General features: G+C 72.6%; 18 protein-coding genes. 10 read left to right on the top strand and 8 right to left on the bottom strand.

The window, feature by feature from the left end; all coding sequences use genetic code 11:
* Positions 1–221: 221 nt before the first annotated feature.
* From OIC96_RS40945 to OIC96_RS40935, 3 genes are all read left to right on the top strand, one after another.
* On the top strand, positions 222–1625 hold the full coding sequence (locus OIC96_RS40945) for an SWIM zinc finger family protein (RefSeq protein ID WP_330302988.1): 1404 nt from the start codon (positions 222–224) through the stop codon (positions 1623–1625).
* Positions 1625–4276, top strand: coding sequence for a DUF7824 domain-containing protein (locus OIC96_RS40940; RefSeq protein WP_330302989.1), 2652 nt, complete (start codon positions 1625–1627; stop codon positions 4274–4276). Before OIC96_RS40945 ends, OIC96_RS40940 begins: the two co-directional genes overlap by 1 nt.
* Before the next feature lie 148 nt (positions 4277–4424).
* A complete protein-coding gene (locus tag OIC96_RS40935) occupies positions 4425–5846 on the top strand; it encodes a GNAT family N-acetyltransferase (RefSeq protein ID WP_330302990.1) in 1422 nt (473 codons plus the stop codon).
* Between the two features lie 105 nt (positions 5847–5951).
* Here OIC96_RS40935 and OIC96_RS40930 read toward each other — a convergent pair whose 3' ends face one another.
* The gene (locus OIC96_RS40930; protein WP_406501370.1) at positions 5952–7160 is read right to left on the bottom strand and encodes a trans-sulfuration enzyme family protein; all 1209 of its coding nucleotides are present in this window, start codon (positions 7158–7160) and stop codon (positions 5952–5954) included.
* Positions 7161–7220: 60 nt separating this feature from the next.
* On the opposite strand from OIC96_RS40930, the gene OIC96_RS40925 reads away from it, so the two are divergent.
* Together OIC96_RS40925 and OIC96_RS40920 are read left to right on the top strand one after the other, a co-directional pair.
* Entirely contained in the window at positions 7221–7772 is a 552-nt protein-coding gene (locus tag OIC96_RS40925) for an Lrp/AsnC family transcriptional regulator (protein WP_330302991.1), read from the top strand.
* 32 nt (positions 7773–7804) lie between these two features.
* Positions 7805–9496, top strand: a complete 1692-nt coding sequence (locus OIC96_RS40920; protein WP_330302992.1) for a DUF885 domain-containing protein — start codon at positions 7805–7807, stop codon at positions 9494–9496.
* A gap of 97 nt (positions 9497–9593) precedes the next feature.
* Here the strand turns inward: OIC96_RS40920 and OIC96_RS40915 are convergent, their stop codons facing one another.
* Together OIC96_RS40915 and OIC96_RS40910 are read right to left on the bottom strand one after the other, a co-directional pair.
* Positions 9594–10109 (bottom strand): immunity 21 family protein, encoded by a 516-nt coding sequence (locus OIC96_RS40915; protein WP_330302993.1) that lies wholly within the window; start codon positions 10107–10109, stop codon positions 9594–9596.
* 101 nt (positions 10110–10210) lie between these two features.
* Positions 10211–10717: a rhodanese-like domain-containing protein gene (locus tag OIC96_RS40910; protein ID WP_330302994.1), complete on the bottom strand. Its 507-nt coding sequence runs from the start codon at positions 10715–10717 to the stop codon at positions 10211–10213.
* Positions 10718–10900: 183 nt separating this feature from the next.
* On the opposite strand from OIC96_RS40910, the gene OIC96_RS40905 reads away from it, so the two are divergent.
* Positions 10901–11347 carry an Lrp/AsnC family transcriptional regulator gene (locus OIC96_RS40905; RefSeq protein ID WP_330302995.1) on the top strand — a complete coding sequence of 149 codons (447 nt, stop codon included), beginning with the start codon at positions 10901–10903 and terminating at the stop codon, positions 11345–11347.
* A gap of 58 nt (positions 11348–11405) precedes the next feature.
* Here OIC96_RS40905 and OIC96_RS40900 read toward each other — a convergent pair whose 3' ends face one another.
* The 3 genes from OIC96_RS40900 to OIC96_RS40890 form a co-directional block, all read right to left on the bottom strand.
* Positions 11406–14408: an SMC family ATPase gene (locus OIC96_RS40900; protein WP_330302996.1), complete on the bottom strand. Its 3003-nt coding sequence runs from the start codon at positions 14406–14408 to the stop codon at positions 11406–11408.
* A gap of 76 nt (positions 14409–14484) precedes the next feature.
* On the bottom strand, positions 14485–15648 hold the full coding sequence (locus tag OIC96_RS40895) for an exonuclease SbcCD subunit D (protein ID WP_330302997.1): 1164 nt from the start codon (positions 15646–15648) through the stop codon (positions 14485–14487).
* Positions 15649–15813: 165 nt separating this feature from the next.
* Entirely contained in the window at positions 15814–16440 is a 627-nt protein-coding gene (locus OIC96_RS40890) for a YigZ family protein (RefSeq protein WP_330302998.1), read from the bottom strand.
* 213 nt (positions 16441–16653) lie between these two features.
* Here OIC96_RS40890 and OIC96_RS40885 point away from each other — a divergent pair, with 213 nt between their 5' ends.
* Positions 16654–18639: an amino acid transporter gene (locus OIC96_RS40885; protein ID WP_330302999.1), complete on the top strand. Its 1986-nt coding sequence runs from the start codon at positions 16654–16656 to the stop codon at positions 18637–18639.
* A 62-nt stretch (positions 18640–18701) separates the two neighbouring features.
* Here OIC96_RS40885 and OIC96_RS40880 read toward each other — a convergent pair whose 3' ends face one another.
* Positions 18702–19244, bottom strand: coding sequence for a SixA phosphatase family protein (locus tag OIC96_RS40880; protein WP_330303000.1), 543 nt, complete (start codon positions 19242–19244; stop codon positions 18702–18704).
* Entirely contained in the window at positions 19241–19966 is a 726-nt protein-coding gene (locus OIC96_RS40875; protein ID WP_330303001.1) for a hypothetical protein, read from the bottom strand. Before OIC96_RS40875 ends, OIC96_RS40880 begins: the two co-directional genes overlap by 4 nt.
* A 314-nt stretch (positions 19967–20280) precedes the next feature.
* Here OIC96_RS40875 and OIC96_RS40870 point away from each other — a divergent pair, with 314 nt between their 5' ends.
* From OIC96_RS40870 to OIC96_RS40860, 3 genes are all read left to right on the top strand, one after another.
* The gene (locus OIC96_RS40870) at positions 20281–22095 is read left to right on the top strand and encodes a TIGR03767 family metallophosphoesterase (protein WP_330303002.1); all 1815 of its coding nucleotides are present in this window, start codon (positions 20281–20283) and stop codon (positions 22093–22095) included.
* 53 nt (positions 22096–22148) lie between these two features.
* Positions 22149–22556, top strand: a complete 408-nt coding sequence (locus OIC96_RS40865; RefSeq protein ID WP_330303003.1) for a CoA-binding protein — start codon at positions 22149–22151, stop codon at positions 22554–22556.
* Between the two features lie 65 nt (positions 22557–22621).
* Positions 22622–23062, top strand: coding sequence for a GNAT family N-acetyltransferase (locus OIC96_RS40860; RefSeq protein ID WP_330303004.1), 441 nt, complete (start codon positions 22622–22624; stop codon positions 23060–23062).
* Positions 23063–23066: the final 4 nt, after the last annotated feature.

Genomic DNA, 23066 nt, shown 5'->3' with positions numbered 1-23066 from the left:
GCAGCGCGGGGCCGGGAGGCGGAAGCGAGGGGCGTGGAGGCAGTAGTGCGGGGCGTGGGCGGCCGTATCGTCCGTCCGACTCCCGTACCCTCGAAGCGCTGGGCCGCGCACCGGAGTCATCCCCCGGTGCGCGGCTCCGTCCGCCGTCCGCCGAAACCGGCTCGCGAGCAAGTTCCCGCAGGTCAGAGCCGATTGTCAGTGGTCGCCTCTACGGTTTTTCCATGACGCGATCTTTGCAGGCCGTGGCCTACACCCGACCCTCCGTGCTGGAATCCGCGCCGGGCGGACGGCGCCTGGGACTTGAGACCTCGCGGGGTGCGACTCCCACGGGGTTCGAGGACCATCCTCGGTTCTTCGCGGGCTTTTTGACGTCACCTCAGATCGCGGCCGCCGGGCTGCTCGCGGTCGCGGACGTCGCGGCGGCCCGCTACTACCAGCGGCAGCTGCGCGCCTCGCTGGACCCGGTGGTCACGGGCAACGGCGACCGGCTCCGCTTCGAGTCGTTCTCCGGCTGCGGCGGGGTGTACGCGCGCCTGGACGTGCTGACAGCGGGCCTCGACGGCGGCGAGGTGGGCCACGGAACGACCAATGTCGACGTCAACAACCCCCTGCGCGAGGCGCTTTCGCGGATCGGCACGGACGATCCGCTGCACCTCCGGGTCGGCCCCGACGAGATGGCCGTGACCACCCTCGACGGCCCCGTGGTGGAGAAGAAGGTGCCGTTGCCCGACCGCTGGCTGCGCGGTTTCGCCGAGGCCCAGGTGACAGCGGCGGGCTTCGACCTGCGGGCCGAGTTGCCGGCGGCCGAGGCCGTGCGGTTCCTGCGCTCGCTTCCGCGCGGCACCGCCCGGGGGGCCTCGCGCGGCGCGCAGTGGGTGATACCCGCCGGGCGCGGCCTGCGGCCGACGACGCGTCCGGTGCCCGGGGCGGTGTGCCTGCCCGGTCCGGAGCGGCTGATCGCCCTGCAGCGGGTGCTGCGCCATGCGACGGCCCTGCGGGTGTACGGCCCCGCGGTCACCGGTGATGCCACCGCCGCCGGAGCCTGGGAGGCCGTCCTGCCCGGCATGCGGCTGACGCTCACGTTGTCGCCGGACGCCTCGCGCGGGTTCTCCGGGGAGGGCGGTGTGCTGGACGCCCTCGCCACCGACGAGGCCGCCGAGGACGCGGAGTTGATCGCCGTGCTCCTGGCGTGGGAGCCGCGCGTCGACGTCGGCGAACTGGCCGCCGCCTCCGGCCTGCCGGCCGAGCGGGTACGGGCCGCCCTGGTCCGGCTGGGCACGTCGGGGCGCGTGGGGTACGACACGGCGGAGGCGGCCTACTTCCACCGCGAACTGCCCTACGACGCCGAGCGCGTGGAGCGCCACAATCCACGGCTGCGTTCGGCCCGTGTCCTGGTCGCCGCGGGGGCGGTCGCTCTGGACGGCTCCCTGGGGACGGTGACCGCCGATGACGGGCATGTGCACCGGGTCCGCGACGACGCGGGCACGCTGAGCTGCTCCTGCCTGTGGTGGGCGAAGTACCGGGGAGGGCGCGGGCCCTGCAAGCACGCGCTGGCGGTGCGCATGGTGCGTCGGGGAACGCGGACACCACACGAAGAGGTTCTGGTCGACGGGGGCGATGTGTGATGAGCGGTGAAGCGCTGTTGAAGGCCGTACGGGCGGGGCAGACGGTCGAGGCCGCAGGCCTGCTGGACGGGATGACCGATGCCGAACGCCGGGCCTGTCTGCCCGGGCTGAAGGAGCTCCGCAAGGAGTTGCGCGCCGCGCGGTGGAGCGAGTCGTCCCGCATGGCCGGTCCCGCGCTGCACGCGGCAGGAGCCGCGTGTCACACGGGCGCCGCGGGGGCGGCGAACTGGATCGCGGCAGCCGACTTGCGCTGGTCCCAGGCCTCCCCCGGTGTGTTCCTCCATGTGCTGGGCGACCGGGAGCCGGACTGGCTCGGCGATGTGGCACACCGGCTCGCCGAGCGGCCGGCAACCTCCCGGATCCCGTATCTGCTGTTGTCCGGGCTCGTGCGACTGGCCGGTTGTGAGGTGCCCACCACGGACGCCTATGTGGAGGGCTGGTTCGAGCACATCGGCAGTACGTGGCACCACGGGGGCACCGTGGTGGAGCGCCTTCGCCAGGATCCGCACCTGGACCGGATGATCGCCGCGCTCTTCGACTCCCTGGAAGTGTCCGGCCGGGTCGCCTGGTTGTTCGGCGACGGGCCGGGCAGTTGGTACCACGCGCTCGCGCAGCTGACCGGGGAAGGAACCCTGGACCGCAAGGAGATCGTCGACGCCTGCGTGGCCCGGCTGCTGCGCGGCGGCGTCCCGGCCGATCAGCGGGTCTTCCTGAAGCTGCTGACGTGCCTCGATCTGACACGGGACGAGCAGCGGGAGCGCTCGGCCGACTGGACGGCGCTCGCCTCCGAGGCGACATCGACGGTGGCGTGGCACGCCCAGTCCGTGCTCGCCTCCCTCGCGCTGGACGACGAGTTGACGCCGCGCCGGCTCGCCGAGATGTCGTCCGGCGTGCTCTTCCGCACCGAGAAGAAGCTCGTCCGCGCGCAGCTCATCCTGTTGGGCAAGGTACTCAAACGCGATCCGTCCACCGCGGCCGAGCTGCTGCCCGCCGTGGCACAGGCCTTCGGCCACGAGGACACCGAGGTGCAGGAGCGTGCGCTGAAGCTCGTGGAGCGGCATGTCGCCGCGCTCAGCGGATCGGACGGTGTCCATGAGCAACTCGTCGAGGCAGTGGCCGAGTTGAGCCCAGGAGTGCGGATCCGCGCGGAGCGGCTGCTCGGCGCCGGGGCGCTGGACTCCGCGCCGGCGGTGCACCAGGAGGTGCTGCCGCCCGTGCCGGAGCGGACGCGGCTCGCACCGGCGCCGGTTTCGGCGGCCGAGCTGGCGGAGGAGGTCGGCGCCCTGCTGGCGTCCGGCGGCGACGTGACCGCGTTCGAGCGCACCTTGGACGGTCTCGTCCGTCATGCGTACGGCGATCGCGACGGTCTGGTGGAAGCCCTGCGGCCCGTGGTCGCCCGACGCTGGTGGGCCGACGACGATCCGGAATACACCCACGTGCCCGAGCACTTCCGCGAGGCCCCGTACGGGGTGGAGGTCATCCTCGCGACCCTGCTCGGGCATGTGCCCATGGAGACACTTCACTCGGCGGACCAGCAGGGCACGACAAGAGGCAACTGCCAGCACGATGCCCTCGCGCGCGCCTTCGACGCGCGCCTGTGGGAGGTGGCCTACCGGGTTCGGGCCGAGCCGCTGCCGTTCCTGCTGGCCACACCCACCTGGGACACGGGGCTGCTGGAGCCGGAGGAGTTGGTGGACCGCCTCATCGCGTACCGACGGCTCGAAGCCCGGCCGGGGACGGCCGATTTCGCGCAGGCACTGCTTCGGGTCAGGCGCGACGACCGCGCGACGGCGGCGGCAGCGGCGGGGCGGGCCCGCGCCCTCGGCTCTCCCGAGGGGTACCGGCTGGCCCAGTGGCTCACCGCCGAGGGGCAGGACCTGCCCACGAGCCGACGGCGGACCTCGGGCGTCCGTATCCTGCTGGAGTTCGGCGAACTCGAAGAGATACAGGGGCAGTTCCCGCCGGAGTTCCGTCGGCTGGGGCGTCCGCTGTCCGTCTTCAAGGACCGCTGGTACTGCCCGCACTGGGACGAGGCGGACCGGCAGCACTGGTCGGCCGTCGTGCCCGGACGGCGGGAGCTGGTGGCGGCCCGGGTGCTGGGCGACCTCTCCTCGGTCGCCGTGGACGACAGCCGCAGAGGCGCCGCGATTCTGCCGTTCCTCGCCGAAGCGGACGGTGAGGCGGGCGAGGCCGTGCACCTGTGCGTGGCGTACGGGCTCGGGGCACGGCATACGGAGGACCGGCTCTCCGCCGTGGACGCGCTGCTGGTCCTGGCCGCGCGCGGGCAGCTGGACGCGGAGCGGCTCGGCGGCGACCTCGGGCAGTTGGTGCGCCGGGGGGCCGTGAAGCCACTGCGGCTCGCCGAGGCGATACGGACGGCGGCGGCCACGGGCGCGTACGCCACCGTCTGGTCGGTGCTCCGCGACGCGCTGCCGATCCTGCTGGCCGATCTCGCGACGGACGCGTCGAGCGGTACGCCCGCCCGCGGGCTGGGGGATCTGCTGGCGGTCGCCGCCGACTGCGCCGAACGGTCCGGGGCGCGGGGCGATCTCTCGCATCTCGCGCAAGCCGCCGAGCGGCGCGGCTCGTCCAAGTTGGTGACCCAGGCCCGTCGGCTGCGGACGGCGCTGACCCAGGGGGTGGCCGCCTGATCAGGGGTTTGACTCATCCCGTCCGTTCGAAGCAAAAGGCCCGTAAAAAGAACTACAAAAGGGGCAGAAGGACACTTAACCGATCAGTCACAAACCGTTCGTGATCACGCAACACCCTTCCGCCACAGTGGGCTGCATGACTCCAGACATGACTGATGTGACGCGTGCGAGGCACGGTCGCCCCGTCCACCACTGGCGGCGGGACGTCGTCGAACTCGCCGCGCTGTTCACGGCCGTCGCGGTCGCGGACGCCGTGGCCAACCTGATCGGGCACGGGCCGGACGGGCCCGCCCTCCTGGTGATCTCGGCGATGATCCTGGTCGCCACGGCCGGATTCCACACATGGTGGGCACGCCGCCACGGTCACGCACCGCCGGCGGACGATACCGGCGCCCGGCCGCTCGCCGACGGGCGACGGGCCGGGCCCTCCGAGGAATCCGCCGCGACACCGGAGGCCGTCGCCGGGGCGACCGTGCTCTGGCGGATGCGGACAACGGTGAAGGACACGCCGGGTTCGCTGGCCGCGCTGTGCACGGCGCTGGCTCAGTGGCAGGTCGACATCCTGAGCCTGCAGACACACCCGCTGGCCGAGGGCACGGTGGACGAGTTCCTGCTGCGCGCCCCCGCGGAACTGGAGGCGTCGCAGATCACCCGCGCGGTGGCACAGGCGGGCGGCACCGAGACCTGGATCGAGCGGGCCGACGCCCACGACCTGGTGGACGCGCCGACCCGAGTGCTGGGCCTGGCGACCCGCACGGCCCTGGACGCCGCGGAACTGCCGCTCGCGCTACGGCAGTTGCTCGGCCGCTGCACCATCCGCTCACTGCCCGCCAAGTCCCCGGGTTCCGGGCGGGCGCAGGAGGGTGCTCCCGTGGAGGGGGCGCTGGAGGACACGGTGATGCGGCTGCGGGCCCCGGAGGGTGGGGTGATCACGGTGGAGCGGCCGTATCTGCCGTTCACGCCGACCGAGTTCGCGCGGGCGCGGGCGCTGGTGGAGCTGGACACGCGGCTCGGTCCGCGGATCCCGCACAGCCAGGACATCTTGACGCTGCCGCAGGGCAACGCCATCACGGTGCGGCGCGCCGACGTCTCGGACGTCGAGGCCGCCAAGGCGATGCACGAGCGCTGCTCGTCCCGCACGCTGAGCATGCGCTACCACGGCCCGGTCGGCGACGCGGACCGCTACCTCAACCACCTGCTCAGCCCCCGCTTCGGACGTACTCTCGCCGTGCAGACGGCATCCGGACGGATCGTCGGGCTCGGTCACCTGCTCTGGGACGGCGACGAGACGGAGATCGCGCTTCTCGTCGAGGACGACTGGCAGCGGCGCGGCGTCGGCAGCGAACTGCTCGGCCGCCTCGTGACGATGGCCGTCGAGGCCGGCTGCGAGAGCGTGTACGCCGTCACGCAGGCCTCCAACACGGGCATGGTCGCCGCCATGCGCGGCCTCGACCTCCCCCTCGACTACCAGATCGAGGAGGGCACCCTGGTCATCACCGCCCGCCTGGACGCGGCTCCGGTCGCTTCGCGGCTGCCGTATGACGAGGGGCAGCGGGTGGTGCGGGACTAGTTCGGGAGGGGGCGGGACCGGGCGGCGGGGGCCACCCGCCCCCTCGACCGCCGCCGAGCCCGGCCTTCCGCTGTCCCGCGACCGCCGTCGAGCCCCGCCCTTCCCCTAGCCCGCGATCCCCAACGCCCCGTCCAGGTCGGCCCAAAGGTCCTCCACGTCCTCCAGCCCCACAGACAGCCGGAGCAGCCGGTCGCCGACCCCCGCGTCGTGGCGGTCCTCCGCGGGCACGATGCGGTGGCTGATGGAAGCCGGGTGCTGGATGAGGGTGTCGACGCTGCCGAGGCTCACGGCGGGGGTGATCAGGCGGACCGCGGCGATGACATCGTGCGGGTCGCCGTGGACCTCGAAGGCGATCATGGCGCCGCCGATGCGCGGATAGTGGACGCGGGCGACACGCGGATCGGCGGCGAGACGGCCGGCCAGTTCCGCGGCGTTCGAGGACGCGGCCCGGACCCGTATCGGCAAGGTCGACAGGCCGCGCAGCAGCAGATAGCCGGCCAGCGGATGCAGGACACCGCCCGTCGCGAACCGCACTTGGCGCAGCCGCCGGGCGAACTCCTCGTCGCAGGCCACCACTCCGGCCATCACATCGCCGTGCCCGCCCAGGTACTTGGTCGCGCTGTGCAGGACCAGGCGCGCACCCTGTTCGGCGGGGCGTTGCAGTACGGGTGTCGCGAAAGTGTTGTCGGCGAGGAGCGGAACGGAGCCGCAGGCGTGCGCGACGGCCCGGAGGTCGAGTTCGGCGAGCGTCGGATTGGCCGGGGACTCCACCATCACCAGGCCCGTGTCGGGGCGCAGGGCGTCCGCGATGCCCGCCGGGTCGACCCAGGTCACCTCGGAGCCCAGCAGCCCGGCGGTGAGCAGATGGTCGCTGCAGCCGTACAGGGGACGAACGGCGACGACATGGCGCAGACCCATCGCGTTCCGTACGAGCAGTACGGCGCTCAGCGCGGCCATGCCGCTCGCGAACGCGACCGCGCTCTCGGTGCCTTCGAGGCGGGCGAGGGCGGTCTCGAAGCGGGCGACGGTCGGGTTGCCGAGACGGCCGTAGACGGGCGGGCCCTCCGGTTCGGCGCCGTCGGCCGCGAACGCGTCGATCCGGGCGGCCTCACCGCGGCTGTCGTACGAGGGATAGGTGGTGGACAGATCGATCGGCACCGCGTGCAGCCCCTGCCCGGCGAGATCCTCGCGCCCGGCGTGCACCGCCTCGGTGGCGAGCGCCCGGGCCATGGGCGCGAGCGCGACCTGGCCGGTTCTGTTCAGTTCGTCCTGAGCCTCGTGGGCGTCGTACGTGTCGTACACAACGGAATCCATGGCCGGAAGCCTGAACACCGGCCGGGGTCGGAGCGCCGAATCCCGTGTTACGTTCGCGCCATGGCCGATTCCGTCGTACTCGATCCGGTGGATCTTCATCTGCTGCGGCTGTTGCAGAACGACGCACGGACCACGTACCGCGATCTCGCGGCGCAGGTCGGTGTCGCGCCCTCGACCTGCCTGGACCGGGTGACGAGGCTGCGCCGGGCGGGAGTGATTCTCGGCCACCAGCTGCGGCTGGACCCGGCGAAGCTGGGACGAGGCCTGGAGGCACTGCTGTCCGTGCAGGTCAGGCCGCATCGGCGGGAGTTGGTGGGGCCCTTCGTGGAGCGGATCAGGGTGCTGCCGGAGTCCCGTACCGTCTTCCATCTCACCGGGCCCGACGACTACCTCGTTCATGTGGCGGTCGCGGACATGGCGGATCTGCAGCGACTGGTGCTCGACGAGTTCACCTCGCAGCGTGAAGTGGCGCGGGTCGAGACGCGGTTGATCTTCCAGCAGTGGGACTGCGGCCCGTTGCTGCCACCTCAACGGGGCCCCCATCGGGAGCTTCAGCGGGACGTGCACCCGGCCAAGCCGCCCGCGGCCAAGCCCTCAGCGGAATCCTGCTGACGCCGACCGCATCCCCGTATGAGGATGTCCGCATGTCAGAGACGAAAAGCCCGCTGCCCCGCGAGGTCGCCGACGCCTATGTCGACGACCTCATCGCCCTCGACCCGGTCCTCGGTACCTACCTCGGTGTGAAGGAGAGTTACAGCAGGCTCCCCGACACCTCGCCCGCCGGCCAGGAGACCGTCGCGGAGCTGGCGCGCACGACGCTCGCCCGGCTGGACGAGGCGGAGCGGCAGCCCGGCGCGGACCATGACATCGAGCGCCGCTGTGCCCGGCTGCTGCGTGAGCGCCTCACCGCGGAACTCGCCGTCCACGAGTCCGGCGAGGGGCTGCGGTCGGTCGGCAATCTGCACACGGCCGCGCATGCGGTGCGCCAGGTGTTCACGCTCACGCCGACCGAGACGGACGAGGACTGGGCCGCGGTCGCCGAGCGGCTGCGCGCGGTGCCCGCCGCGCTGGACGGGTACCGCGCGTCCCTCGCCGAGGGCCTGGAGCGCAAGCTGTACGCGGGCCCGCGCCCGACCGAGACCTTCGTCGGGCAGCTCACCGAGTGGTCGGACGCGGACGGGCAGGGCCGCGGCTGGTTCGAGGACTTCGCGTCGACGGGCCCCGACGCGCTGCGCGAGGAGCTGGACGCGGCCGCCCGCGCCGCCACCGAGGCCCTCGTCGCCCTGCGGGACTGGATGCGCGATGTGTACGCGCCGACGATCGAGGGCGCGCCCAACACGGTGGGCCGCGAGCGGTACGCGCGTCTGGCGCGCTACTTCAACGGTACGGATCTGGACCTCGACGAGGCGTACGCGTACGGCTGGGCCGAGTACCACCGGCTGCTCGCCGAGATGAAGGCCGAGGCCGAGAAGATCCTGCCCGGCGCCGAGACCCCGTGGGTGGCGCTCGCGCACCTCGACGAGCACGGCAAGCACATCGAGGGTGTCGACGAGGTCCAGGCCTGGCTCCAGGGTCTGATGGACGAGGCGATCGAGGCCCTGGACGGCACCCACTTCGAACTCGCCGAACCGGTACGCAAGGTGGAGTCCCGCATCGCTCCGCCGGGCAGCGCGGCGGCCCCGTACTACACCTCGCCGTCGGCGGACTTCTCACGGCCGGGACGTACATGGCTGCCGACGATGGGGCAGACCCGTTTCCCCGTCTACGACCTCGTCTCGACCTGGTACCACGAGGGCGTCCCCGGGCATCACCTCCAGCTCGCGCAGTGGGTGTACGTCGTCGACGACCTCTCCCGCTACCAGGCCACCGTCGGCCGGGTCAGCGCCAACTGCGAGGGCTGGGCGCTGTACGCGGAGCGCCTGATGGACGAGTTGGGCTTCCTCACCGACGCCGAGCAGCGGCTCGGCTACCTCGACGCGCAGATGATGCGTGCCGCCCGGGTCATCGTCGATATCGGCATGCACCTGGAACTGGAGATTCCGGCCGACTCGCCCTTCCACCCGGGCGAGCGGTGGACCCCTGAGCTGGCACAGGAGTTCTTCGGCGCGCACAGCAGCCGTCCGGCCGACTTCGTGGAGAGCGAGCTCACCCGCTACCTCACCATCCCCGGTCAGGCCATCGGCTACAAGCTCGGCGAGCGTGCCTGGCTGCTGGGCCGCGAGAACGCGAAGAAGCGGCACGGCGACGCCTTCGACGCGAAGGCCTGGCACATGGCGGCCCTCTCGCAGGGTTCCCTGGGCCTGGACGACCTGGTGGACGAGCTGTCCCAGCTCTGACGGCCGGCGACGGCGGCCGGTCCTGGACTCACAGCGCGAGTCCGGGCCCGGCCGCCGGGCGACGCGCCCCCGGTGTGTCAGGCCGCCGGCCCGCGGCCTACTGCGTGAGCCGGCGCAGTTGCACGAGGCCGAGCCACGTTTCGGGCCCGGGCTCCGCGTAGGCCGCGCGCACCGCGTACCGTCCCGGCTCCAGCGGGACCCTGAGGTGGTCCGTGCGGCCCGTCGCGGTTCCCGGCCAGGCCGCGTCGAAGAGGATCACGGGACCGGGCACGCTCCACTGCACCTCCGGTTCCCACACAGCCGCTTCGAGCGCCGCCGGGACGCCTGCGAGGAGTTCCTCCTCGGACTCCGCGGCGCACCACCGTACGAAGGTGCCGTGTTCGGGGAGGTAGGAGGTCGAGGCGGGTTCGTCGCCGAGGACCAGGGCCCTGGTGTCGCCCACGGGCACGAGGCCGATGAACCCGTCCACGTCACAGGCACGGTCGTAGTCGGAGGACATGTCGTCGCCGTCCGCGCCCGCCCAGAACGGCAGCACGACTTCCGGGATCGCTATGAGCGGCCCGCCGCCCGACTCCACCCACTCGACCGCACCTGGGTCCGCGTATCTGGCCATGCGCAGAAGCTACACGGCAGGGATCCGTGCGAAATCCGGTGTCCCCTCACCTGTCCGATACGCGGCCCTCGCCCCCGATGAGCAACGCTGTCCGAGACGGCTCAGCAGCCGCAGTTCTCCGCGTCCAGCGGCGCCGTCAGCGGGTCCGCGTCGCGCCGCTCGCGGCCCTCCCAGGTCTCGAACTCGAAGCCCTCGCGCGCCCAGTACTCGAAGCCGCCGAGCATCTCCTTGACCTGGAAGCCGAGTTCGGCGAGGGCGAGGGCGGCGCGGGTCGCGCCGTTGCAGCCGGGGCCCCAGCAGTAGGTGACGACGGGCACCGACTTGTCGAGGAGCTGTTCGGCCTGCCCGGGGATGAGCGCGGTGGGCAGGTGGATCGCGCCGGGGATGTGTCCCTGGTCCCAGGATTCGGTGGAGCGGGAGTCGAGGACGACGAAGCCGGGGTCGCCACCGGCGGCGAGGGCGGCGGCGACATCGGACACGTCGGCGTGAAAGGCGAGGCTCGCGCCGAAGTAGGCGGCGGCCGCGGCCGGGGACGCCGGCGCCACGCGCAGAACGGGGTTCGTCACGGTCGCGGTGCCGGTCACCGTGGTGTCAGCGGTCACAGTCATGGTCTGGCCTTCCCTCCCGAGTCCCGTCGAACCGGTGCCGATTCCGGCACCCCCGGTGCTTCCTCCGCACCGGGCCCGCGGGACTTCCTGGCCAAAAATCTACGTCGAGTGATCCACTTCCTGAAGTGGCGATCCACGGCATCACTCTTGATCGGCCGGGGTTTTCCCTGCTATCCATCGCACATGACCGCGTATTCCCCGGACGCCACCGACTGGCGCATCCTCGATGTCCTCCAGCGCGAGGGCCGGTCCAGTTTCGCCGAGCTGGCCCGGGCCGTCTCCATGTCCGCGAGCGCGGTCACCGAGCGGGTGCGCCGCCTGGAGGAGGCCGGTGTCATCCAGGGGTACGCGGCCGTCGTCGACCCGGAGAGCCTGGGCCTGCCGATCCTCGCGTTCGTCCGGCTCAGGTACCCCAACGGCAACTACAAGCCGTTCCATGACCTCGTCGAGGCGACCCCGGAGATCCTGGAGGCGCACCACGTCACGGGCGACGACTGCTTCGTGATCAAGGTCGCGGCGCGCTCGATGAGCCACCTGGAGGAGGTGTCGGGCAAGATCGGCACCCTCGGCTCGGTGACCACGAGCGTCGTCTACTCCTCACCGCTGCCGCGGCGCCCGCTCGGCCACTGACCCAGGCGCACACCCGTCCACCGGGCCGCGAGAGCGCGGGGCCACCTGGCCCACTGCCTCAGTCCTGGGCGCCCCGCTGCCGTACGACCGACCCCGTTCTCCCCTTCACCACCTCCAGCTGGGCGTGGATGCGCCGCCGCAGGTCCGCGACGTGGCTGACGATGCCGACGCTGCGGTCACGCTCCCGCAGGGAGTCGAGAACGTCCAGGACCTCGTCGAGGGTCTGGTCGTCGAGGCTGCCGAAGCCCTCGTCGATGAAGAGCGTGTCGAGCCGCACCCCGCCTGCCTCGTCCGTGACGACGTCCGCGAGGCCGAGGGCCAGGGCGAGGGAGGCGAAGAACGTCTCACCCCCGGACAGCGTCGCCGTGTCGCGCTCCCGCCCCGTCCAGGCGTCGACGACATGCAGTCCGAGCCCGCTGCGGCCACGTCCTGCGCGGTCGTCGGAGTGCACGAGGGTGTAGCGCCCGGAGGACATCCGCTCCAGCCGTACGGTCGCGGCGGCGGCGACCTGCTCCAGTCGTGCGGCGAGGACGTACGCCTCCAGGCGCATCTTGCGCTCGTTGTCCGCCGATGTGCCCGCCGCGAGGCCGGCCAGCCGGGCCACCCGGTCGTACTCCTCGCGCAACGGACCCAGACGGCGCACGCCCCTGGTCGCGCGCGCGGAGAGCCCGTCGAGCTGCGCGCAGCGCCGCGCGGCCGCGTCCTGCGCGGAGGCGGTGTGCCGCAGACCCCGGGCGGCGGACTCGGCGGCCTGTTCCGCGGCCCGCAGATCGGCGGGCGGCTGCTGGGCGGCGGCAGCCGTGTCGGCCTCGGCGAGTACGGCACGCACCGCGGCCTCCTCCGACTGCCAGGCGTCGAGCCGCCGTTGGAGTTCCCGGTGGGCCGCGTCGTCGAGCAGCGCGGCGGCCGCCGCCCGCGGTGTGTCGAACCCGGCGCGGAAGGCCGCGTCGGCGAGTCGCGCGTCTGCGTCCTTGAGGCGCTGCGCGGTGTCCTCGGCCCCGCGAACGGCGTCCGCGGCCTCGGTGAGCAGCGCCACCTGCCGCTCCAGCTGCGCGGCGCGCGCCGATACGCTCCCGGTGGCGCCCCGCGCCTGCTCCAACTCCCCCTCCAGAGCGGCCTTTTCGCGGTCCAGGGCATCCCTGGTCGAGGCGCGTGACGCGACGCCGCGGGCGGCCTCCTGCTGGGCGGCCAGCCGCCGCTGGTGCTCGCGCTCGGCCTGCTCCCGCGCCTCACGCGCGGCGTGCAGCCCGGACGCCACGGCGCGGGCCTCGGCGTGTTGCCGCTCCAACGCCTCGGCCTGCTCGGCGAGTTGCGCCGTGGGCGCGTCGCCCGCCTCCGCGGTCGCGGCGGCCAGCGCCTCGCGGACGACGCCGAGCCGCCGCTCGTCCTCGGTGCGCTGCTCGTCGGCGCGCCGATGGGCGGCGAGGGCCCGCTCCTCCGCGTCCCGGTCGACGTGTCCGGCGATCTTCCGTGCGGGCGCGGGGTGTTCGGAGGCGCCGCAGACGGCGCAGGGCTCGCCGTCGACCAGGCCCGCGGCGAGTTCCGCGGCGATGCCCTTGAGGCGCTGTTCCTTCAGGTCGAGCCAGCGGTCGCGGGCCTCCGTGGCGCGTTCGCGTGAGGCGAGGGCCTGAGCGTGGGCGTCGTCGGTGTCCTGGGCGAGGTGGTCGCGCTGTCGGGCCGCGCCCAGCCGCTTGAGCGCCGGTTCGCGTTGGACGGCGAGCTGTTCGGCGCGGGTCGTGGCCTCCTGCGCGGACTCGATCCGTGCCTCGATGCCGGTGCGGGTCGCCTCCCATGTGGCCAGCCAGCTCTCGGCCTCCTGGAGGACGTCCTCGTCGGCGCGCTCCTGCCGGTCCAGGTCGGCGCGTTCCTTGGCGAGTTCGGCCAGCCGGCGTTCGGCCCGGCGTGCCGATTCCAGGCCGCCGAGCTCCTCGGCCGCCTTGCGGGCCGCTGCCGCGAGCCCGGGTGCACCGGCGCCGGCGAAGGTCTCCGGCAGGGTGGCACACGCGCGTGCCTCTTCGGCGGCCGCGCGCCGCTGCTCGGCCTCGGCGGCTTCGCGCAGGTCGAGTGCGGGGGCCACCGCCTCGGCCTTGCGGGCCCGCTCCATCCGCGCCTGGGCCTCCCGATGGGCGTCGGCCCGCTCGTCCAGGCGCGCGGCACGCTCCCGCGCCTCCGTGAACCGGCGTTGCAGCCGGGCCACTTCCCGTACATCGCCGAGTACGCGGTCCGCCGCGGCCTGCGCGGATTCGGCGGCCACGCGCGCGCAGTGGGCGATCGTGAGGCGTTCGCGGGCCGCGCTGCGGGCGACGGCGGCCCAGGCCAGCACGGACTCGGCGAGGCCCGGATCGCCGGGTGCCAGGTCGGGCAGCGGCATCTCGACGCTGTCCCCGGCCTCCTGCTGCATCCGGTGCGCGTCGGCCAGCAGGGCCGTGTCGCCGGCGCGCACTTCGGCTTCGGCCGCGCGCCGTCGCTCGGCGAGGCGCTTCTCGACCTCGGCGAAGCGCTGGGTGTCGAAGAGGCGGCCGAGCAGCTTGCCGCGGGCCTCCGCGTCGGCCCGCAGGAAGCGCGCGAAGTCGCCCTGGGGCAACAGCACGACCTGGCAGAACTGCTCGCGGCTCATACCGAGCAGCTGGGTGATCTCCTCGCCGATCTCCTGGTGGGAGCGGCTGAGATCCTTCCAGGAGCCCGCCGACGCGTCGTACTCACGCAGCCAGCTCTGTGCCTTTTCGGTAGTCGTGCCGGCACCGCGCTTCTTGGGGCGTTCCCAGGGCGGCTGCCGGGTGATCTCCAACCGGCGTCCGGCGACGGTGAGTTCGAGGCGGATCTCGGTGCGTGTGGCGGGTTCCGCGTGGTCGCTGCGCAGGCCGAGGCCCTGGCCGCTCTGGCGGGCGCCGGGCACCGCTCCGTACAGCGCGTAGCAGACGGCGTCCAGGACGGACGTCTTGCCCGCGCCCGTCGGCCCGTGCAGCAGGAAGAGCCCGGCGGCCGACAGGTCGTCGAAGTCGACCTTCTGGGCGCCGCCGAAGGGCCCGAAGGCGGTGATGTCCAGGCGGTGCAGCCTCATCGGGCCACCTCGAAGCCGCGTCGGTGCGCAAGCCGCTCGGCGTCCGGGGCTGCTGTGAAGTCCAGCGGACGTGATGTCACCGGGCGACCTCCCGTACGGCCTCGTCGGCACGGACGGCGTCGAACGCGTCCCGCAGCACGACCTGTTCGTCCACGTCGGGGCCCGCACCGCGCACATGGGCCACGAAGTCCTCCGCGATCTGCTGTTCGCTGCGGCCCGCCAGCCGCCGGGCGTAGGAGATGTCCGGGTCCTCGGGGGCCCGCTCCGGATCGAAGGCGAGGCTGAGCGTGTGCGGGAAGCGCTCGGTCAGCCGCGCCATGGGATCGGCCGGGCGGACCGGGTCGGTGAGGGTCGCCTCGACCCACGCCTCCTCGTGGCGCTCCAGCTCCGGATCGGCGAGCAGGTCCTCCAGGTGCCCCCGGATGCGGGCGAGCGCCCGGGGGACGGGGCAGTCGATCCGCTCCGCGCTCAGGGAGCCCTCGGCACCCAGATCCACGAGCCACATGCTCTTGCGGTGGTCGGCCTCCGAGAACGAGTACGGCAGCGGGGAGCCCGAGTAGCGCACGCGTTCGGTGATGGTCTGGCTGCCATGCAGATGCCCGAGCGCGGTGTAGTCGACGCCGTCGAAGACCCCGGCGGGCACGGAGGCGACCCCGCCGACGGTGATGTCCCGCTCGCTGTCGCTGGCCTCTCCGCCGGTGACGAAGGCGTGGGCGAGGACGACGGACCGGGTGCCCGGCGCGCGCGTGGCGAGGTCGGCGCGGACCCGGTCCATGGCGGCGGCGAGCACCGCCTCGTGCCCGGCCTTCTCGACGCCGAACTCGTCCTTCACCAACGCCGGTTCGAGATACGGCAGGCCATAGAAGGCGACGTCGCCGTGGGCGTCGGGGAGCACCACGGGGGTGCCGCACGCCGAGGCCTCGGTGCGCAGGTGGACGCCGGCGCGCCCGATGAGGCCCGCGCCGACACCGAGCCGGCGCGCCGAGTCGTGATTCCCCGAGATCATCACCGTGGGCACACCGAGGTCGGCCAGCCGGTGCAGGGCGTCGTCGAAGAGCTCGACGGCGGCGAGCGGCGGCACCGCCCGGTCGTACACATCCCCCGACACGACCACCGCGTCCACGTCGCGCTCGCGCGCGGTCGTGACGAGATGGCCGATGAACTCGGCCTGGGCGCCGAGCATGTTCACCCGGTGGAACGCCCGGCCGAGATGCCAGTCGGAAGTGTGCAGAAGCCTCATGATCCCCGAGACTAACGGGCGGGTCGGACATCACGGGCGGCTACTCCCGTATCGGCCCTCAGCAGGTCACGCCGCGCATGCTCCACGCGCGCGTACCTCACGCGACCCCACCCTCGCGCACGTGCCCCACGTCACGCCGCGGGACGGTCGGACCGCCGCCCCCGCTCACGCGTCCCCGTACGCCTCTCCCCCGAGTTCGAACCCCGCCGTGCCCGCTGTCGCGTCGGCGAGCCACGCCCGGAAGGCCTCCACGTCGGAGTCCGGCAGCCCGATCTCGATGGTGACGGCCTCGCCGTACCGCACATCTCGCACCTCGCGCCCGGTGGACCGCAGGTCGTTCTGCACCTTGCCGGCACGCTGATGGTCGACCGTCACCGTGGCCAGCCGGAACCTCCGGCGCGTGAGGGTGCCGAGCGTGTCCAGCGCCTCGCCCACCGAGCCGCCGTACGCCCTGATCAGTCCGCCCGCGCCCAGCTTGACCCCGCCGTAGTAGCGGGTGACCACGGCGACGACGTACCGCATGTCGCGGCGCAGCAGCATCTGGAGCATGGGGACGCCCGCGGTGCCGCCCGGTTCGCCGTCGTCGCTCGCCTTCTGCACGGCCGCGTCGGCGCCGATGACGTAGGCGAAGCAGTTGTGCGTGGCGTCGGCGTGCTCCTTGCGGACTCCGGCGATGAAGTCCTGGGCCTCCTGCTCGGTGGCGGCCGGGGCGAGAGCGCACAGGAACCGGGAGCGGTTGACCTCGGTCTCGTGCACGCCCGCGCGGGCCACTGTGCGGTACTCGTCCTGCATCACGCCAGCGTATGTGCTGCACGCGCGCGTGGAGCACGCCCCGTCCCCGCCCGGTCGCCCCGGGAGCGGGGCGGACAGCGAGGTGGTGGATACTCGCTCCTCGTTGCCCGGAGCCCCTGGGCGACGCCGAAGACCCCAGGCCACACCGAGGGCCTACCGCAGGCCTTACCGACGGCTCGACCGTGGCCCGACCGATCGCAGGGAGATCGCAGCATGACCGGCACTCAGGTGGAGAGCGCGGACACGCCCGACCATCCGGAGCCCTCCGTTTCCACGCCCCGCTGGCGGGCGTGGCTCCTGGAGGGCCTGAGCGAGCAGTCGGCCCGTCACCCGGGCCCGCACGCCACCCCGGACGCCGAGCACCGGGGCCACAAGTGGTGGCGGGTCATGTGCCTCACCGGTGTGGACTACTTCTCCACGCTCGGCTACCAGCCGGGTATCGCCGCGCTCGCCGCCGGACTGCTCTCCCCGCTCGCGACACTCGTGCTGATCGCGCTGACCCTGCTCGGCGCGCTGCCGGTCTACCGCCGGGTCGCGCACGAGAGCCCGCACGGCGAGGGTTCGATCGCGATGCTGGAGCGGCTGCTGCCCTGGTGGTCGGGGAAGATCTTCGTTCTGGTGCTGCTCGGCTTCGCGGCCACCGACTTCCTGATCACGATCACCCTGTCGGCGGCGGACGCCTCCGCGCACGTCGTGGAGAATCCTTTCGCTCCGCACTGGATGCACGGCGGGAACACCTGGATCACCCTCGTCCTGGTCGCCGCGCTGGGTGCGGTCTTCCTGAAGGGCTTCAAGGAGGCCATCGGCATCGCGGTGGCGCTCGTGGCGACGTATCTCACACTTAATGTCGTCGTTCTGGCCGTCGCCGCCTGGGAGGTGCTGAGCCACCCGGTCAGGATCGGCAACTGGACCGACGCGATGACGGCCGAGCACTCCTCGCCGCTCGCGATGATCGCCGTGGCGCTCCTCGTCTTCCCCAAGCTGGCGCTCGGCATGTCCGGCTTCGAGACGGGTGCGGCGGTGATGCCGCAGGTCGAGGGTGACCCGACGGACACGTACGCGAAGCCGACGGGCCGGATCCGGGAGACCCGCAAGCTGCTCACCACGGCCGCCGTGATCATGAGCGGCTTCCTGCTGCTGTCCAGCCTCGCGACGACGATCCTGATCCCTCAGGACGCGTTCGAGAGCGGCGGCCCGGCGAACGGGCGTGCCCTGGCGTATCTCGCGCACGAGCACCTGGGCGAGGCCTTCGGCACGGTCTACGACATCTCGACCATCGCCATCCTCTGGTTCGCGGGCGCCTCCGCGCTCGCCGGACTCCTCAACCTCGTACCGCGCTATCTGCCCCGCTACGGCATGGCCCCGGAGTGGACCGGTGCGGTGCGCCCGCTGGTCCTGGTCTTCATGGCGGCCGCGGTCTTCATCACGCTGTGGTTCAACGCGAACGTCGACGACCAGAGCGGCGCGTACGCGACCGGTGTGCTGGTCCTGATGCTCTCCGCGTCCTTCGCCTCGACGGTCGCCGTGCACAGGAAGGGCCGTCGCGCCGCCGCGCTCGGCTTCGGCGTGATCACCGCGGTCTTCGGGTACACGCTGGTCGCCAATGTCATCGAGCGCCCCGACGGCATCAAGATCGCACTGATCTTCATCCTCGCGATCCTGATCACGTCGTTCGCCTCACGCGTCCATCGCGCCTTCGAGCTGCGTGCCGCGGCTGTCACGTTCGACGAGGCCGCGGCCCGGTTCATCGACGAGGCCGCGGCGAGCGGACCGCTGCAACTGATCGCCAACGAGCCTCAGGAGCACAGCACCACGGCGTACCGCGCCAAGGAGTACAGCCAGCGCGACCACACGCACATCCCCGACGGCCGCCCCGTGCTGTTCCTGGAGGTCTTCGTGACGGACTCCTCGGACTTCACGGCCGACCTCGCGGTGCACGGCGACGAGAAGCACGGTGTGCGCAGGCTGCGGGTGGAAGGCGCGACGGTGCCCAACACCATCGCCGCCGTCCTCATGCAGCTGCGCGACCGCACCGGCCAGGTCCCGAACGCCTACTTCAACTGGACCGAGGGCAACCCGCTGAGCCACCTCGTGCGCTTCCTCGTCTTCGGCGAGGGCGAGGTCGCGCCGGTCACCCGCGAGGTGCTCCGCCGCGCCGAGCCCGACCCCGATCGCAGGCCCCGGGTCCACGTCGGCTGACCGGCCGGCCTCGTGCCCCTCGGCACGGCGGGTCAGCGATTTGTACGTCGCGGCACGGCAGGTCAGTGTTTCTTGCCTCTCGGCACCGTCATGTCCGTCAACAGGGCTGTGCCGGGGGCGAGTTCCTGCCAGCTGCTGCCGTGCCAGGCGAGGATCGCGACGGCCGAGGTCGGGAACTTCGTGCGTACCTCGTCCAGCGCGTCGTCGAGGCCGTCCCCCGCCAGTTCGAGGACCAGCTCCTCAAGGCCCGGATTGTGCCCGATCAGCAGCAACGTCCGTACCTGGTCCGGGACTTCGCGCACGGCCTCCAGCAACTCCGGTACGTCCGCCCCGTACAGCCGCTCGTCGAGCCGTACGGGTGGCGGGGTGCCCCACTGCTCCGCGGCCAGCTCCCAGGTCTGGCGGGCGCGTACGGCGGTGGAGCACAGGGCGAGGTCCGGCAGACAGTCGGCCTCGGCGAGGGCGCGCCCGGCCGCTGGGGCGTCGCGGCGGCCGCGCGGCGCGAGCGGCCGCTCGTGGTCGGGCACGCCCGTGGGCCAGGCGGACTTGGCGTGCCGCAGGATGACGAGTCTGCGCAGCGGGCCGGCTCCTGCGCGGGCCATCACAGCGCCGCCCCGATCTCCCGGGTGAGTTCGAGCCCGAGGAGCCGGTCCGCGTAGGCGTAGGTCTCGAAGCGGGCGCCCTCCGGCACGTCGGACGTCTCCACCCAGCGCAGCACGCTCAGGACTTCGGGTACGTCCAGGTCGTCCTCCCAGGCCGCGCGCAGCCGTTGGCGTACGTCGTCGGGAACGGGACGGGACGGCCGGGTCGCCCAGCCGGCGACCGCGGCGCGCCACCGCGTGAGTGTGTCGTCGGCGTCCTCCAGGACGGCCGCGTCGAGCCGCAGGGGGGCGTCCCTGCGGTGCGCGAGCAGGGCGAGGCGCAGGACGGTGGGATCCACGGAACCGCTGCCGGGTTCCACGGGGGCGACCTGGACGCGGACGTCGCCGGCCGCCGCGCCGACCGCCGCGTCCCGGTCCGGGCCCACCACATGGATGGTCCGCGCGTCCCCCGGCCCGGGCGCGGTGTCGTGATGGTCCTCGAACGGCCGGATACCGAGCGTCGCGGCAGTGGCCAGGAGTTCCGCCGGGTCCGCCGGGCCGCTCAAGGTCGCCCAGACCGGTGTTCCTCCGATTTCCAGGGCCCGCACGAGGACGTCGGCGACGAGGAGCACCCGTAGACCCGTGGTGTCGGACCCGGACGCGCGTGCGTGGACGCGGACCAGACTCCGGCGGGCGCGGGCGGCGTCAGTGGGCTCGCCCGTTCGGGCGTCGATGATACGGAGCACGAGGTGAGCGTAGGCGGGCCGAAGGCCGGACGGAGGGAGGTGGGACCGATTCCGGTCATGCGTAGGCGCACGGCGGCCTCAGCCGAACGTTCCCAAGCACCGTACGTACGGGCGATCGGTTCGTCGAGGAGGAGGTTCTCTCCGCTGCCCGTCAGCTCCGGATGCGCACCGGATTCCCTGACCCACGCACATGGGTTCGACTGGCTTCGGCAAGCCATCACGCGGCGTTCATGGCAAGGCCACGCATGTGCCCCCGAGGCCTGAATGAGTGGTTCCGCTCAGTGCGTCACTCGGAGGCACCGGAGGGCTGCCCCATGGCCGGGACCGAACCCGCGTCCGCGATCAACCGCCGTCGTTTTCTGCTCGCCTCGGCCGCCGCCGTGGCAGCCGGGGCGCCCGGGACGGCGGGGGCGCTCCTGCCGAGGCAGCGCGCACATCCCTCCGTAGGGGATGCCTCCCGCATGCCGGCCCGCACCACCAGGCACCCCGCGCCGTACGGGACGACCACCCTGGAGACGACAGCCCGCCTCGGCGGCGCCCCGCACACCGGCACCTACCGCCGGCTGGTCCCGGGCCCCGGCTGGCCCCTCGTCGTACGGGGAGAACTCGCCCCTCCCCGGGCCGGCCGCGAGGACCGGCGTACGGCGCTCGCGTGCTTCGTGCAGTTCACCGACCTGCACCTCGCCGACGTACAGAACCCGCTGCGCACGGAGTTCCTGCGGTCGCACGCGGCCGCCGCGTGGCGGGCGCAGGAGGCGCTGACCGTCGCGGGCGCGGTCGCGCTCGTGGAGCAGGTGAACGCGTTCGGCGGGGGCCCGCACACCCATCTGCCGCCCGCGTTCGTGATGACGACGGGCGACAACGTCGACAACAACTCCGCGATCGAGCTGGAGTGGTTCCTCACGCTGATGAGCGGCGGCCGGATCACCCCCAACACCGGTGACCCGACGGCGTACGAAGGCGTCCAGAACTCCGGGCTGCCCCTGTACTGGCACCCCGGCGACGCGGCCCTGCGTGACCTGGACAAGCGGCGCGGGCTGCCGGTGATCCCCGGCTTCCTCGACGCCGCGACCCGGCCGGTGACCAGCCCGGGCCTCCGCATCCCCTGGTACTCCACGGTAGGCAACCACGACGATCTGCCCGGCGGCTGTCTCTCCCCCGCGCTCGGCGACTTCGCGGTCGGCTCCCGCAAACTGCTGTCGGTGCCCGCCGCCGACGCGGCCGCCTACGCCAGGGCGCTCGGGTCGGGCGACGACCCCAAGAGCGAGGTGCTCAAGGCGATCCTGAGCAGACACGCGGCCTCGGCGCGGACCGTGACGGCCGACGAGCGTCGACGGCTGTGCACCCCGCACGACTATCTGGCCGCGCATCTCGACCCCGCCCACGCGGGCGCCGGTCCGGTCGGCCACGGCTATACCGAGGACCATCTCGACGGCGAGCGGATGTACTACAGCTTCCGGATCGCCGAGAACGTCATCGGCATCAGCGTCGACACGACGTACCGCAGCGGCCACTACGAGGGCTCGCTCGGCACCGGCCAACTCCGCTGGCTGGAACGGACACTGGCCGCGCACAGTTCCCGGTCCTACGACGCGGACGGCCGTCTCGTACGCAATACGAGCGCCGACGACGCCCGCATCCTGGTCTTCAGCCACCACCACAGCCCGAGCATGACCCGCCGCCCCGACGCCGCCCGCACGGACGAACCGCGCCACGACGGCGCCGAGGTCATCGCCCTGCTCGGCCGGTTCCCGAACGTGGTCGCCTGGATCAACGGCCACAGTCACGTCAACCGGATCACCCCTCACGCGCACGCGACGCCCGCCCGCTCCTTCTGGGAGGTCAACACCGCCTCCCACGTGGACTATCCGCACCACGCCCGGCTGTTCGAACTGGCCGACAACGGGGACGGCACGGTGTCCCTGTTCACCACGCTCATCGAGTCGGCCGCCCCGCACCGCACCGCCCCCGGCTTCGACGACCTCTCGGCGGTGGGCCTCGCCTCCCTGTACCGGGAGCTGGCGTACAACGCTCCCGGCCTGGCCACGGGCGCGCGGGCCGGCGTGCACGAGGGCTGGGCGGGCGGGGCCGGCGACCGCAACACGGAGCTGGTGGGAATCACCGCGTGACGCCCACTGTTTCCCCCTGAGCAGCCATGACAGGGACCCTTAGGAGGCCGACCATGTACGGCGACCCGGCAACGATCCGTAAGATCCTCACCGAGCTCGGTGACACCTGGGCGATCGTCGGCCTCTCCTCGAACCAGCGCCGCGCGGCCTACGGCGTCGCCGACGTCCTGCAGCGCTACGGCAAGCGCATCGTGCCGGTGCACCCGAAGGCCGAGACCGTCCACGGGGAGAAGGGATACGCCTCCTTGGCGGACATCCCCTTCGAGATCGATGTGGTCGACGTCTTCGTGAACAGCGATCTCGCGGGACCCGTCGCCGACGAGGCGGTCGCCAAGGGCGCCAAGGCCGTCTGGTTCCAGCTCGACGTCATCGACGAGGACGCGTACGACCGGACCCGGGCCGCCGGAGTGGACATGGTCATGGACTTCTGCCCGGCCATCGAGATCCCCCGGCTCGGCTGACCCTCGAACCGCCCCGCGTCCAAATGCGGTTGACGTCCCGTGGGCCGCACCGGTTTCCTGCTCCGGTGCCCACTCTTCGTATCGAACAGCCGGACGACGAAGCCCGTCTCAAGGACTGGCAGCATGTCCACAATGTGATTGTCCCGCCCGCCGCCATGTCGCTCGACGAGGTGCGCGAGCGTGTCCGGCGCAACCACTTGGAGGTCGCGTATCTCGGCGACGTCCTGGTGGGCTGCACGACCGTGCGTCCGCCCACGGACGACACCGCCACGGCCACGGTGATCGCGCGCGTGCTCGCCGAGCACCGCGGTCAGGGGTTCGGCGAGGAGCTGTACGTACGCGGGCTGAAGCAGGCGCGCGAGCTGGGCGCCGAGGCGATCGAGACCGTCGTGCTGGCCGCCAACGAGGACGGACTGCGGTTCGCGCGAAAGCACGGGTTCGTCGAGATCGAACGCTATGTGCTGACGGGCGAGACCGTCGAGTGGGTCGACCTGCGGCTGGCCTGAGCCG

This window comes from Streptomyces sp. NBC_00775, from assembly GCF_036347135.1.
Lineage (GTDB): Bacteria > Actinomycetota > Actinomycetes > Streptomycetales > Streptomycetaceae > Streptomyces > Streptomyces lutosisoli.
Note: the sequence above shows the minus strand (reverse complement) of the source record. Positions and strands in the feature narration are given on the sequence as shown.